Source organism: Kitasatospora sp. NPDC004272 (assembly GCF_053603035.1).
Genome location: NZ_JBSGET010000030.1, coordinates 15046 through 29049 on the forward strand (window position 1 = coordinate 15046; position 14004 = coordinate 29049).

11 protein-coding genes are annotated in these 14004 nt (G+C 75.2%); 1 reads left to right on the forward strand and 10 read right to left on the reverse strand.

The features are described from left to right. Positions 1-375: 375 nt before the first annotated feature. Positions 376-2403, forward strand: coding sequence for an NACHT domain-containing protein (locus ACWEO5_RS12330; RefSeq protein WP_452162347.1), 2028 nt, complete (start codon positions 376-378; stop codon positions 2401-2403). A gap of 103 nt (positions 2404-2506) precedes the next feature. Here ACWEO5_RS12330 and ACWEO5_RS12335 read toward each other — a convergent pair whose 3' ends face one another. The 10 genes from ACWEO5_RS12335 to ACWEO5_RS12380 all read right to left on the reverse strand — a co-directional run bounded on the left by ACWEO5_RS12335 (position 2507) and on the right by ACWEO5_RS12380 (position 13960). Then, a complete protein-coding gene (locus ACWEO5_RS12335) occupies positions 2507-6673 on the reverse strand; it encodes a LysM peptidoglycan-binding domain-containing protein (protein WP_452162348.1) in 4167 nt (1388 codons plus the stop codon). Next, a complete protein-coding gene (locus ACWEO5_RS12340) occupies positions 6673-7149 on the reverse strand; it encodes a pilus assembly protein TadG-related protein (protein WP_452162349.1) in 477 nt (158 codons plus the stop codon). The genes ACWEO5_RS12335 and ACWEO5_RS12340 overlap by 1 nt, the downstream gene beginning before the upstream one ends. After that, positions 7149-7646 carry a TadE/TadG family type IV pilus assembly protein gene (locus ACWEO5_RS12345; protein WP_452162350.1) on the reverse strand — a complete coding sequence of 166 codons (498 nt, stop codon included), beginning with the start codon at positions 7644-7646 and terminating at the stop codon, positions 7149-7151. The genes ACWEO5_RS12340 and ACWEO5_RS12345 overlap by 1 nt, the downstream gene beginning before the upstream one ends. Positions 7647-7684: 38 nt before the next feature. After that, positions 7685-8047 carry a TadE/TadG family type IV pilus assembly protein gene (locus ACWEO5_RS12350; RefSeq protein WP_344554236.1) on the reverse strand — a complete coding sequence of 121 codons (363 nt, stop codon included), beginning with the start codon at positions 8045-8047 and terminating at the stop codon, positions 7685-7687. Positions 8048-8127: 80 nt separating this feature from the next. Beyond that, a complete protein-coding gene (locus ACWEO5_RS12355) occupies positions 8128-8391 on the reverse strand; it encodes a hypothetical protein (RefSeq protein ID WP_176191250.1) in 264 nt (87 codons plus the stop codon). Between the two features lie 159 nt (positions 8392-8550). Further along, positions 8551-9438 (reverse strand): hypothetical protein, encoded by an 888-nt coding sequence (locus ACWEO5_RS12360; protein ID WP_452162351.1) that lies wholly within the window; start codon positions 9436-9438, stop codon positions 8551-8553. Continuing rightward, on the reverse strand, positions 9435-10433 hold the full coding sequence (locus ACWEO5_RS12365; protein WP_452162352.1) for a type II secretion system F family protein: 999 nt from the start codon (positions 10431-10433) through the stop codon (positions 9435-9437). Before ACWEO5_RS12365 ends, ACWEO5_RS12360 begins: the two co-directional genes overlap by 4 nt. Beyond that, positions 10433-11998, reverse strand: coding sequence for a CpaF family protein (locus ACWEO5_RS12370; protein ID WP_452162353.1), 1566 nt, complete (start codon positions 11996-11998; stop codon positions 10433-10435). Before ACWEO5_RS12370 ends, ACWEO5_RS12365 begins: the two co-directional genes overlap by 1 nt. After that, the gene (locus ACWEO5_RS12375; RefSeq protein WP_452162354.1) at positions 11988-13328 is read right to left on the reverse strand and encodes a hypothetical protein; all 1341 of its coding nucleotides are present in this window, start codon (positions 13326-13328) and stop codon (positions 11988-11990) included. Before ACWEO5_RS12375 ends, ACWEO5_RS12370 begins: the two co-directional genes overlap by 11 nt. Next, positions 13328-13960 (reverse strand): SAF domain-containing protein, encoded by a 633-nt coding sequence (locus ACWEO5_RS12380; RefSeq protein ID WP_452162355.1) that lies wholly within the window; start codon positions 13958-13960, stop codon positions 13328-13330. The genes ACWEO5_RS12375 and ACWEO5_RS12380 overlap by 1 nt, the downstream gene beginning before the upstream one ends. Positions 13961-14004 lie beyond the last annotated feature (44 nt).

Sequence of the window (14004 nt, forward strand, 5' to 3'; positions counted from 1 at the left end):
TTCGGCGGGAGACGGCATAGCGGGCACCAGCATCAGTGTGACGAACACCGAGCGGGTCAGCGCCACCGATGCCAAGATCACCGCCTTCAACACCGGCGTCGGCCCGCCGAGCGCCTTCGCCTCACCCTACGAGGACGCCGCCGGCCCGGCTCGTACCGCCCCTCCGGGATCACCATCCGCGACCACACTTTCGCCGACGGCACCGGAATCCGCACCGGCTCGGCATCGGGCCGGTGAACAGGTCATTCGCGTCCGCTGCGGTCACGCGCTACGGTGCCGATCTACCTCGCAGGTCATCGTGCTTGCGGAACCATCGCGTTGGGGAATCCATTGATGCTGCGGTCGTGGACCTGGAGATCCACCGTCATACTCTGCGTGGTACCCGCCGTAGGGCTGACGGTGGTGGCGCTCGTCAAAGGAGTCGGATCGGCCGACCCGATCGCCAGCGTGCTCGGTGCGTTGAGCGCCCTCGCCGCACTCCTCCTGTCCGTTCACACGTTCCGGCGGGCCGAAGCCGCAACGGATCCGAGCAGCCGGGCGAAAGCACTTTCCCGGGCTGTGCTCGCCGCTGAGACCCGGCAGCGGGCACAGCTGATCGGAGCGGGCGCACACCGCATCGACCTTTCGTTTATCCATCTGCCCGCCCCCGCGAACAACGCCGCGGGGGCCGCCCCGAACGGTCGACTGGCCGATGTCGCCGACTACTACCGGAGGCTACGACCGGCTCGGCTCGTCATCACCGGCGAACCGGGTGCCGGAAAGACGCTGTTGGCGATCGATCTCGTCCTGGGTCTGCTCACCGACCCCGGACGGAACCCGGACGACCCAGTGCCCGTACGCTGTTCACTCGCCAGCTGGGATCCCGCATCGTCGTTCCGGGCCTTCCTCACGGAACAGATCCACGAACAGTTCCGCAGCCAGGGCATCAGCCATCGTGACGCCCAGCAACTCGTCGACCACCACCAAGTGATCCCCGTCCTGGACGGGTTGGACGAAATGGACCGGGTCGCTGTTCCCATCGCCAAGGGGCGCGCCGTCCGAGCCCTGGAACAGCTCAACACGTACCAGGCCCCGACGGGCAGCGCACCCGTGATCCTGACCTGCCGCACCGAGCGGTACACCGCTCTGGCCACGCTCGACGTACGGCTGCGGGAGTCCACACACATCGAGATCACTCACGTACCGGCGGCGGACGCCATCGCCTACCTCACCGCCCGCGTCACCGACCCCGATCGGTGGCAACCGGTCCTCGACGCCCTGCGTGCGTCACCGACCGGCCCGTTGGCCCGCGCGCTGGGCACCCCGTGGTCACTGAACCTGGCCGTCGCCGCGTACGAGGAGCGCGACCCGGACACGCTCGCCCACGTGCGGGCGCCGAACCGCCTGCACGACTTCACCACCGCCGGAGCGCTCCGCACGCACCTCCTCTCCCTTTACCTTCCTGCCACCGTGCGGCAGCATCCCACCGGCCCGAACCGGTACTGCCCCGAACAGGTGGAGCGATGGCTCACCGTCCTCGCGAGGCATCTCACGACCACCGGACGGACGGACTTCGTACCGCACGCCTTCGGCGAGCTGACGGGCCTTCTGCGGGTCCGCTTGCTGGACGCCGTCCTCACCATGATCGCGGCTGTGGCCGGCCTCGGCCTCATCCTGTCCCTGACCCCCGCCCAGGCCACGAAGGAGATCACCCTGGCCTCGGACCTGATCGTGACAGCGGCAGTGATCGGGGGTGCCGCCAGGATCGCTGTGAAGGACTCCCCGCCCCGCGACTTCCGATTCGCCCGGCTCACGACCGCCCGGTCCTTCTTCGTGATCTCCTCCATCGCCCTGGGCGGCGGCATGCTCGGGCTCCTGGTCGCCCTCGCCTTCGGTCTTCCCGATGACGCGCCCACCCTCGGCGTCGGGGCCGGCATCGGAATCGCCGTCTCCCTCCCCTTCGGGTTGGTCCACGCACTGGTCGGCGGCACCGTCACCGCGGACCGGCGCCGCACCATCGGACCACGGGGAGTGCTCCGCCGAGACCTTGCCACCCAGTTCGTCGCAGGGCCCGCCATCGGAGCACTCGCGGTGTCCGTGGTCGGCCTGCTGGGCCAGGGGTGGTTCACCGTTCGGGACGCCCTCGACGGAAGCCAGTCCGTGGACATGGCGGAGGACCAGATCCTCGGACTCCTCTGTATCACCCTGGCCTACGGTGCGGGCTTCGGGCTCACCATAGGATCCCTGCTGTCCGGTTCCGCGACACGCCGGTACTTCGCTGTCCTGCTGCTGAGCCGCAGACTGCTGCCCTGGAAATTGATCGACTTCCTTGAGTGGGCACACGAGGCCGGCCTGCTCCGGATGTCCGGGGACTCTTACCAGTTTCGCCACAAGGAACTCCAGGACTGGTTGAGTCACCGCTGACGCCCGGTACGACCCGCCCGGCACCCCCCGACCGCCGCCGCCCCGGGCGGGACGACGGCGGTCGGTGGTGCGGCCCGGCTACTGGCCCGGTCGGCGGGCGGGCTCAGCTGCCGGTGAGCAGGTCGCGGAGCAGGGCCACGGTGTCCGGGTCCAGGTCGCGGCCGGTGCGGCGGCTGAGGGCGTCCAGGCGGTTGACCGAGCGGACGAGCTGGTCGCGGGCGCCGGCCGAGGCGTAGGCGTAGAACAGGTCGCGGTGCAGGAGTTCGACCTCGGGGGCGACGGCGAGGGCGCGGAAGATCGCGGCCTCGGCGGTGCGGTGGTCGCCGTACTGGAGGCGGCGGGCGGCGAGTTCGTGCGCGGTGTCGACGATCGCGGCCAGCATGTCCTGGCGTTCGGTCTCCGCCCAGGCGAAGGTCCCGGCCGGGGCCTCGGCGAACGGGGCGCCGCGGACCAGGGCGAGCGCGTGGGCCAGCGCGGCGTCGGCGGTGCTGGAGGTGGAGCGCATGCCGCGCCGGTACAGGCTACGGAACTCGTCCCAGTCGCAACTGACCGTCGGCGCCAGGGTGTAGCTGTCGGCGGGCACCACGCCCAGGTAGTCGCGGCCCTCCGGTGAGGTGCCCAACCAGCCTGCCAGCGCGGCGAGTTTGACCGGCAGCGGGTCGGCCAGGCGCTCGGCGGTGGCCTTCGGGTCGAGGTGCGCGGCGCCCGGGTGGATGTCCCGGTCGAGCATGCCGTGCTCGGCGCCGGGGCGCAGCGCCAGGTACGCGGCGAGTTCGGTGAGCCGGGGGCGGCCCGCCGGGTCGACGCTGCCCGCCGCGCCGAGCACGTCGACCGGCCCGAGCACCCGGATCCGCGGCGCGGAGCGCAGGTGGTGGGCCTCCGGCGAGCGCAGGATCGCCAGCAGGTCGTCGCTGTCGGTGCGGGCCGGGCCGCTCCCGGGCCGCACGGAGGGCCGGGCCGGGGAGCGCGGGTCGGGGGCCGCCGCCTGGTCGTGGACCGGTAGCGGCTCGGAGACCGGCGCCGCGGGCAGCGGTTCGGCCACCGCGGGCTGCTCGACCAACTGCTCGACGAACTGCTCGACCGGCTGCTCGACCGGCGCGGGGGCGGCGAGCTCGAAGGAACGGGTGCCGCCGTCCGCCACCGGCTCCGACCCGGGCGCGGACTCGGGCGTGAACTCGGGTGCGGACTCGGGCGTGAACTGGGTTGCAGTGGACGGCACGTCCCGCACCGGCGGGGACGGCGGCTGCGCGGGCAGGGCGGGCGCGGCGGGCAGCGCGGCGGCGACCCGGGGGTCGACCGGCGTCCCGTGCGGCGGCGTGGTGACCTTGCGGGCCTGGCCGTTGGCGGCGTGCCGCGGCTGGACGGGCGGGGCGGACGGCGCGGACGGCGCGGACGGGGCCGGCGGGGCGGGCACCGCGGGTGCGACCGGTGGCAGTGCGGCGGGCTGGACGGGCACCACCGGGACGACCGCGTACGGGTTGGTGGGCGCGGTCGGGACCAGCCCGGCGAACGGGCTGCTGCCGGTGGGGACCACCCGGGCCAGCAGCCGGGGTCCGGCCGCGGCGCCGTCGTCCGCGCGTTCCACCGCCGTGCCGGTGGCGGCGGGCTTGTCCAGGCTGGTGCGCGGCGGGGCGTCGGCCGTGGCCTGGTCGGTGCCGGTCGGGCCGCCGAGCAGGGCGATCAGCCGGGCGTCGAGCGAGCCGTCCGGGCGGGTGCCCGTCCGGTCCTCGTCCTCGTCCGGGCCGAAGCCCGCGCCGAACGGGGCGGGAACGGCTCCTATCGCGGCGCCGACGGCAGCCAGCGCGGGAACGGGCAGCGGGAGTTCGGCCTCTTCGTCCTCGGGGCCGTTGTGCGGTCCGTCGAGGGTCCACTCGGGGGCCGGGTGCTGGGTGAGGTCGCCGGAGACCCGGACGAGCTCGCCGAGCCGGTCGTACTGCTCGCGGCTGAGGCGCTGGAGCTCGACGCTCAGGTGCAGGCCGGGCAGCGGGGCGTGGCCGGTGGCGGGGAGCGTCCAGCGGGCGACCGGTCCGGCGCCGCGCTCGGGGGCGCGGGTGAGGACGGCCAGGCAGGTGCGCGGGCGGCCGTCGAGCAGGCGGCCGAGTTCGGCGGGGACGCCGCCGGCGGGCGGCTGCGCGGACAGCACGATCTCCGGCAGCCACGCCTCGTCCGCGCTGCCCCGGCTGCGGGCCTCGCGGGGGCTGCCGACGTTCGCGCCGATCAGGGTGGCGCGGGCCTTGGCGGTGCGCGGGCCGAGGGCGGCGAGCGCGGCCTCCAGGGTGGGGTGGTGGTGCACCCGGTCGGCGGCGGGGCCGGCCGGGGGCAGGTCGGCGGCGATGCCGACCAGGTGCAGGTGCAGGCGGTCGGCGAGCGGGCTGTGGGCGAGTTCGACGGCCAGCGCGCGCAGCACGTCCTCGGCGTCCTCGGGGTGCCCGGACAGGTGCACCAGCCGGACGGTCTCCAGGTCGGCCAGCACGGTGGAGCCGTCGGGGGTGGCGCCGAGGGTGACCAGCGCCGGGTACGGGGCCGCGTACTTGGCGGCCTGCCCGCTGGACAGCAGGTCGGTGGAGTCGGCCGGGCACCACCACACGTTCGGGGCGTGCGCGGCCCGGAACGGGGCGATCGGCACGGCCGGTGCGGCCAGGTGCAGTTCGACGGTGCCCGCGGTGGTGACCCGGGCGGCGACCAGCGCGGGCAGCCGCTTCTCGCCGCGCACGGTGTTGCGGCCCAGGGTGCGCAGGGCCCGGTTGAGCAGCTCCAGGCCGTGCTCGTCCTGCCGGGCCTTCAACTCGGCCTCGAAGCGGCCGGTTTCGGCCGAGGGCAGCGCGATCCGGTGCCGGGGGCGGCGGGCCCGCTGCTGGTCGGTGCGGCGGCGGGCCACCAGGGTGATCAGCGCGGCGGCCATCAGCACGCCGAGGCCGGAGGCGGCCAGCGCCACCGTGTAGTCGCCGCCGGTCCGCGCCACGGGGTGCTGGTCGCGGACGGCGGGCAGCTGGTCGGCGGACGGCTGCCCGGTCTCCTGCCCGGCGGACGGCTGCCCGGTGGACGGCTGCGCGGCGGGCGCCGAGGCGGCGGGGCTCTGCTCGGCCGCGGGCGGGGTGGCCTGCGGGGCGGGGGTGGCCTCCGGCGCGCTCGGCGCGGGGGTCTGCGCGTCCGGTGTGCTCGGCGCGGGCGGCTGGGCCTCGGGGGCCGGCGGGGTCTGGACGGCGCCGGGCACGGTGAGCACCATGCCGGGGGTGAGCACGTCCGGGTCGGTGAGCCGCTCGCCGTCGGGGGCGGTGGCGCCCTGGTTGGCCTGGAACAGCTCGGGCCAGCGGTCGCCGTCGCCCAACTCCCGCTGCGCGATGGAGGACAGCGAGTCGCCGGAGTGCACGGTGACGCTGCCGTGGGCGGGCGCGGCGGGGGCGGCGGGCAGGGCGGGCGCGGCGGCGCTGTCGGCGACCACCGGGGTGCCCGCGTCGGACTTGGCGTCGGCGGGCATCAGCAGCCGCCAACCGGGCTGGATCGGCCGGTCGGCGTCGAAGCGGGTGCCCGAATCGTCCATCGGGCGGCCCGCGTTGAGCTTGGCGATCTCCGTCCAGCGTTCGCCGGAGCCGAGTTGGCGTTCGGCGATGGACCACAGGCTGTCGGCGGGCCGGGCGTCACGGACGGTGTAGACCGGCTGCTGGGGGTCGGCGGCGGGCGCGGCCGCGGGCGCCCCGGCGGGCAGTGCGGCGTACGTCGGCGCGGCGTCCAACTGGGCGACGACGGAAGGGCGCTGGGCGATTTCGGGGGTGGCGGCGAAGGCCGATCCGGCGACCGGGAGCAGCGCCAGCACGGAGCCGACCAGGCCGGCCGCGATCCGCTGGCTCCAGCCGAACGCGGGGATCCGGCGGGCGACCCGGCCGCGCAGCTGGGCCGGGACCTCGACCAGGACGGAGAACAGGAAGCACAGCCAGCCGATCCAGCCGATGCCGACCAGCAGCCACAGGAACAGGCTGCCGTCGTCGGGGCTGGTGAGCGCGGCGAGCAGGTCGCCGTGGACGGGGTCGCCCGTCGCGGCGACGGCCAGCGTGCCGTAGCCGAGCAGGGCGGGCAGGCCGGCTAGCAGCAGGAGCAGCGCCAGCAGCGAGCCGAGCGCGGCGAGCAGCGAACCGCCCGCGCCTCTCCGGCCGCGGCGCTCGCGCCGCCCGGCGGCCACCGGTGCGGGCTGCCGGCCGGGCGCGGCGGTGTTCCCCGGGCGCCGCTCCCGGCGTCCCCTGCGGTGCTGGTCGTCGGCTCCGCGCGCGGCCATCAGCCGGTCTTCCCTTCCGTGATGCCGTGCAGCAGGGTGGCCTTGCCGTGGCCCTGCACGGAGAGTGTGGTGATGCCGACCACGCCGAGCAGCGAGGTTCGGTAGGTGGTTCTGGCGGTGACGCTGATCTCGCTCAGGTCGGGGTACTTGGGGAAGTCCACGTCACCGGTGACGTGCTGGGAGGCCAGGTACGCCTGGGCGGCGGCCTCGGCCCGTGCCGCGTCGACCTGGTAGCCGCCGCCGGCCCGCAGCCGGTCGATGTCGAGTTGCTGGCCGGCCGCCCGGGCGGCTTCCTGGGCCACCGCGTCGGCCCGTTCCATCGCCCGCAGTTGGCCGCCGAAGTCGAGCACCAGGCCGACCACGGCGACGAGACTGGCGACGGTGATGGCGACCATGACCGAAATGCTGCCCCGGTCGCGGCAGTTCACGCCTCGTGCGTTCACGTTCCCTCCCCCCACGGTGAGTTGACAGACCATCAGTCGGTTTCCCGGTAGCGGTCCAGCACGGAGCTGAACGTGCCGGTGAGCGTCTTGCTGCCCGGCAGCCTGTCCAGCCCGGTCAGGTCGGCCAGCGGCACCTCGCAGGACACCTGGACGACGACGGTGGTCAGGGTCTCGCCGCCGACCGCCAGCGGGCGGTACTCCAGGTCCTGGAGCGAGAGGGTCTCGCACCGCACCTGCCGGACCGCCAGCGCCTGGGCGACCGCGTCCTGGGCCGCCTGCTGGGCGCCCTCCCGGCTGTGGGACAGCGAGGCGGCCCGGGCCCCGGCGCGGGCCGCGGCGTCGACCACCGCGCCGGTGGTCTGCAGGCGTCCGGCGGCGACCGCCATCAGCGCGAAGGTCAGTATCACCGGGACCAGGAGCGCGGCCTCGACGGCGAACGAGCCCCGGTCCCGGAGCCCGCGCCGCCGACGCACGGGCGGTCGCCGCAGCGCTCCCCCGCCGTCCGCCGCTCCCCCCTCCGCCCTGTCCACGACTCCGTCCACGATTCCGTCCCCCGCTCCCCCGCCGCTCACGGCGCCACCGGCGGGACGAACTTCTCCCGGGGCGCGGTGGCCGTCTTGGTGACCGCCAGGTCGGCGAACGGCACCAGGGAGAGCGTCTTGACGGTGACGGACAGTTGGTACATGTCGGGGTCGCCGCCGGTCTGCTCGGGCGGCCGCGCCAGTTCGACCACGTTGCCGAGCCGGTCGACGAACTCGGTGGCCCGCTGCTCGCCCGCACCGGCCGGCGCGCCGTTGATCCGTCCGGCTTCCACGCCCTCCCGGGCGGCGGCCAGCGCGGCCTGTTCGGCGTACCACCACAGGCCGGCCTGCACCACCAGGAGGATCACGAACAGCACGGCCGGGAAGACGATGGCGAGGCTGATCGACATCGCCCCCCGGTCGGACCCGCGGGCGCGCGGGAGCCACCCGGCCGGTGCGGGCCGGGTGGCGGGCCGGTGCGGGCGGCGGATCACGGCGCGGTGCCGCCGGCGGGGACGTCCTTCTGGATGTTGCCCTGGACCTTCTGGCCCAGCTGGGTGATCGCGTAGACGACCGTCCCGGCGATGGCGACCAGCACGATCACCGCGAGGGCGAGTTCGATGCTGATCGCGCCGCGGTCGCCGGACTCGCGGGCGGCGCGCAGCTTGACGAGGCGGTACTCGACGGCGGGTCGGACGAGATGGAGCGGGAGCAGCGGCCGCAGGGCGGCCGCCACGGTGCGGATTCGGGCCATGGTGTGGTCTCCAGGACTTCGAGGGGAGGGACTCTGTGCGGGGTGCCGCGTTGGGCGGGTGGCGCTGTTCGTTCGCTGTTCGTTCGCTGCTCGATCGGGAGGTCGGAAGGTCGGAAGGTCGGAGGGGACGGGGAGTCGGGCGGTCGGGTCGCGGGGCGGTCAGGTGGTGTTGAGCATCTGGTAGACCGCGGGGAAGGCGATCAGGACGGTCATCAGCAGGGTCAGGGCGGAGCCGGGGGCGACCATCCGTTCGCTGTCGGTGTTGGCCTTGGCGAGCTCCTCGGAGAGCAGTTCGCCGCGCAGGCTCTTGGCGCGGGCCCGCAGGGTGTCGTAGACGGCGGCGCCGTCCACGCCGGAGATCCGCATGATGTCGGCCACGTCCTGGAGCGGGGTGAGGCCCAACTCCTGGGCGAGCGCGTCGAGTCCGTCCCAGGGCGGGAGCCGGTCGGTGGCGGCCCGCTCCAGCGCGTCGCGGATCCGCCGGAACACGGTGCCGCGCCCGACCGAGGCGGCCCGGCGCAGCGCCTCGGCGGGCCCGCAGTCGGCGGCCCGCTCCAGCGCGACGAGTTCCAGGTACGCGGCGATGCCGTGCAGGTACTCGGTGCGGGCCTCCTTGGCCTCGCCGGCCACGATGCCGTCGGGGACGAACCAGAGCAGTCCGGCCAGCAGCGGCCCGAGCAGCAGCGGAACGGCCGGCGACAGGCCGTCGCCGACCACGGCGGCCATCACCGTCAGGTAGCCGGGCAGTGCGAACCCGAGGACGGCGAACAGCAGTTTGTGCGCCATGAAGCGGGCCGGGCTGCGGCCGATCAGCGCGAGCGCCTGGTGCGGGATGCGCACCCCGGGCAGCCGCGCCGAGCCCTCGCCGACCCGGTCGTACCAGGGCAGCGCGACGTCGGCGTCCTCGGCCCGGCGGGGTTCGGGGACGCGGTGCAGCCGGTCCAGGGCCTGGCCCAGGTCCGGTGGCGCGGGCCGGAGTTCGGCCAGCAGCAGGGCCACGCCGCCGGCCGCGGCGCCGCCGGCGAGGACCGCCCAGGGGGAGATCACCTGGCCTCCTTCACGAGTGGGTCGTCCCCGGCCGCGGCGCCGTCGGCACCGGCACCGGCACCGGCACCGGCGGCTCCGTCGGCGCCGGGGCCGGGCAGTCGGCCGGTCTTGGAGCGGCGGTCGACCTCCAGGACGCGGGGCAGCGGGGTGTGCCGGGCCAGCGAGCGCATCCAGCCGATCACCGCCACGAACGCCACCGCCACGACGGCCAGCACCAGTTGGCCGAGCACCGTCGAATAGGGCTCGGTGTAGCGGGGGTTGAGGCCGCCGATGACGATGACCAGCATGATGATGCCGACCATCCAGCGGATCGTGGTGCGGTGCTTGGAGCGGTCCGCCTCGATGGCGCGCCGCTGCCGGACCTCCTCGCGCACCGACTCCGCCATGTCGGCCAGCGCCCGGGCCAGGCCGGGTCCGCTGTCCCCGGCCCGCAGCACGAGGGCGGCGAGCACCTTGTCGGCGGTGGCGTCGGCGACCTGGTCTCCGAAGGCGCGCAGCGCGTCCTCGGGACGCCAGCGGGACTGCAGCCGGGCCGCCAGGTCGGAGATCTCGGCCTCCAGGGCGACCGGGGCGGTGCGCCGGCTGGTCATGATCGCCTGGTTCAGGCCGACGCCGAGCAGCAGCACGTCGGCGAGGCGCTGGGTCCACTCGGCGAGCGCCTCCAGCCGTTCGATCCGCCGGGTGTCGGAGCGGGTCGCGTCGAACAGCCAGGGCAGGCCGAACACGGCGGCCGGGACGAGCAGCGCGACCAGCGGGATGCCGGTGAACAGCCAGCCGCCGGGCGCGCCGATCAGGGCCAGCGCCAGCTGGGTGCGGCGCAGCCGGGCCATGCCGGGCGAGGCGGTGCCGGGCGCCCCGTACCAGAGGGTGTGCAGCCGGCCCTCCAGCGGGTTGTCCCGCTCCTCCTCGTCCAGGGGTCGCCCGCGCAGTCCGGCGGCCAGCGCGACCAGCCCGCCGGCCAGCGCCAGCCCGCACAGCACGTACAGCAGCAGCATCAGCGCATCCCCCCGATCCGCAGCGCCAGCGGCGCGCCCCACGTCCCGTACGGGGAGCCGAGCAGGCCCGCGTCGAATCCGGCCCGGCGCAGGTCGTCCAGGCAGTGCGGCGGGGTGACGGGCACGGCCCGGACCTCGCCGAGTTCCGGGCGCGGCCCGAAGACGGTGTTCAGCGCGGGGCGGCCGGACTCGCCGAGGCCCGCGACCTCCAGCACGTGCGAGACGAAGCGGTGCCGGCGGCCGCCGACCGCGGTCTCGTCGACCATGGTGACGTGCACGATGAAGTCGACGGCGTTGGCGGTGAGCCGGTAGGCGAGGGTGTCGGTCATGTGAGCGCCGTACTCCAGGCAGAGTTCGGCGATCCGGTCGACCACCATGTGCGGGCCGCGGGCGTGCAGGGTGCACATCGAGCCGCCCTCGCCGTTGGTCATCACCCGCAGCATCGGCACCACCTCGGCGGAGCGGACCTCGCCGACGATGATCCGGGACAGCGTCATCCGGAGCGCCGCCGGGATCAGCTCGCCGATCGTCAACTCGCCCGCCAGGCGCCCGTCCACGCGTTCGCCGTTGCCCTCGCGGGCCTCCATCGGGACGACCTGCCGCAGGTGGCCCAGGGTGTGCAGCCACAGCTCGAACTCCGACTCCAGGGTGCCGACCCGTTCGTCCGGCGGGATCTCGGCGGCCATCGCGCGCAGCAGGCTGGTCTTGCCGACGCCCTGCGTCCCGGTGATCATCACGTTCTTCCGGGCCCGGATCGCGGCCGCCAGGAACGCCGCCAACGTGCCGTCCACCGTACCGAGTTGGACCAGGTCGCTGAGCGTGGCGCTGGCCACCCGGTGCCGGCGGATCGCCACGTACGGACGGGGCGTGACCTCGGTCATCGCCTGCAGGCGCATCCCGCCCTCCAGCCGCAGCGCCAGCATCGGGCTGGCGGTGGACAGGCTGCGCTCGCCGCCGCCGTGCTGGCGCGCCAGGTCCTGGAGCAGCTCGACCAGTTCCTCGTCGGTGTCGGCCACCGGCGGCACCTGCCGCAGCGGTTGGTGCACCCGCGAGATCCACACGTCGTCGCACCCGTTGATCAGGATGTTCTCGATCTCCGGGTCGTCCAGGTACGGCTGCAGCCGCCCGGCCCGGAACAGCAGGTCGTACACGGCCTCGGCGAGCACCCGGTCCTGCTCCCGGGTCGGCGGGATCCCGTGGGTCTGCGCGTACGCGTCCGACCAGCGGGCCACCGCCTCCTCGATCAGCGCCCGCCCGCGCTGCCGCCGGGTCGCCCGGTCCGCCTCGCCGCCGGACGCCTGCGCCAGCCGCGACAGCTGCTGGTGCAGCTCCGCCGCGACCTGCCGCTTCAACTCCCGCGCCACCTGCGGGTCCACCGCCGGACGCGCGCCGGCCGCCGACAGCGCGGGCACCCCCGACGCCACCGGCCCGGTCCGCACCTGCGGCTCCGCCGCCGTCGGCTTCCCCCAGGGCAGCCCGGCCGCGTCGGCCGACCCCCCCTGCACCACCTGTCCGTTCACCGGCTGCTGCGGAGGCAGCGGCCCCTGGTACGGGCTAGCGCGCACGCCACACCTCCTCACCCTCCGAACCGTCCTGCCCCTGCTGTCCCTGCTGCACCTGCTGCCCCTGCTGCCCCGGGAACGGCGCGGGCACCGGCGGCTGCGGCACCGCGGGCGGCGCTATGTGCGGCGCGGCGTACGAGATCTGCGGCGCCTCCATCCGGACCGGCCACTCCCCCGTGAACTGCCCGCCCGCACCCGGCACCTGCGGCGCCTGCTGCTGGTACGACTGCTGGTACGGGTAGGGCTGTTGGTACTGCTGGTACTGCTGCTGGTACGGCGGTTGCTGCGGGTGGGACTGCGGCGGCGGCTGTTCCTGGAACTGCGGCTGGTGCGCGGGCCCGGCCACCGGTCCCGCCACGAACGGCGCCGCCTGCACCTGCTGCTGCGGCGGCACCGGCACCTGGCGCGACGGCTGCGGCTGCGGCTGCGGCTGCTCCTGGAACTGCGGCTGCTCCTGGAACTGCGGCTGCACCGGCTGCGGTTGGGGCAGCGCCTGCTGGGGCGGGGCCTGGGCGACGGCCGGTGCGGGCTGCACGGGTTCCGGGCCGCCGAGGCGCCGGCGGCGGGCGGCGGCGACGTCCTTGATCCGGTCGGCGGCGCTGCGCGCGGTGCGCATCAACTCGGAGCGGATGAACCGCCGGTCGGTGGTGTCGCCCCCGTCGGAGAGCACCCGGGCGGTGCGCGGCGCGTGGGTGAGCGCCCCGAGCACGGGCAGCTGGAACTGCCGGGAGACCTCGCTCTCGGGGTAGGGGCCCTCGGTGACCAGCAGCAGGCCGAGCCCGTCCGAGCCGGTACCGTGGGCGTCGAGGTCCTCGCGCAGCGCGGCGATCCGGGGCCGGGCGGCGGAGAGCCCGCGCAGGGTGGTGCGGACGGTCACGGCCACCACGTCGGCCCGCCGGGGCAGCACCGCCATCGCCCCGTTCGCGCCGGAGCGCCCCAGGTCGAGCAGCACGTCGTAGCCCTGCGGTTCGAGCGCCCGCAGGGCCTCGACCAGGGGTTCCCAGGTGTAGGCGAGGCCGGGGGCCTGGGTGGGGTCGGTGAGGCCGGGCAGCAGCAGGCGGTCGCCGGTGCCCTGCGGGGAGACGTCGAGCAGCTGCTCCCAGAGCGTCTCGGCGAGCAGCCCGCGCCGGTCCGCGACGGCCAGGTTGCGCAGCCCGTACACGGCCTCGACCCGGCCCTCCAGCGCCCCGGCCAGCACCGCGCCGCCGTCCGGGTCGCACTCGACCAGCAGCACCCGGCGCCCCGGACCCAGCGGCCAGGACAGCAGCAGCGCGAGCGCACTGCTGGTGGCCCCCGGCGCGCCCGTCCCGCCGAGCACGGCCACCACGGCCATCAGGACCCTCCGGCGGTTCGGGGCGCCAGGATCACCTGGAACTTGCCGCCCGCCACCCAGAGCGCGAGCCGCGGCCCGTCCGCCGGGCCGACGGCGACGTCTATCACGGTGCTGCCGTCGGTGTCGGGCTTGCCCACCGCGGCGACCACCGCGGTCATCGTCTCGGGGGTGCGGGTGGTGGCGGCGTCGCCGCTGCCGCCGGGCGCGTTGACGATCAGGATCTGCAGGCCGGGCTGCAGCCTGGTCGCGGGCAGCTGGGAGCGCTTCGCGGAGACGCCGACGATCTGCTGCCCGGGCTGGGTCGCCGGGTCGCTGGTCAGGTCGGACTTGACCAGCAGCGCCCCGCGCTTGAGGTCGGTGGTGGCCCGCAGCCCGACGGTGCGCTGGAGGTCCTGGGCGTCCAGCGGGTGCAGCGCCGGATCCCCCGCGATGTGCGCCACCACCAGGTCGTCCGAGCCGATCACCTGCCCCATCGGCACGTCCCGGGCCAGCGCCAGCACCGCGATCCGCTGCCCGCTGCTGTTGTACAGCACCGCCCCGCCCAGCCCGCCGGCCGCGATCAGCGCAGCCGCCATCGCCAGCACGGCGGGACGCCGCCGCCGTGCGCCGAGTCGGCGCGGCGGGGTCGGCATGCTTCGGTTCTCCACCGCTCTGCGGCCTCTCACTCGTGATGGGA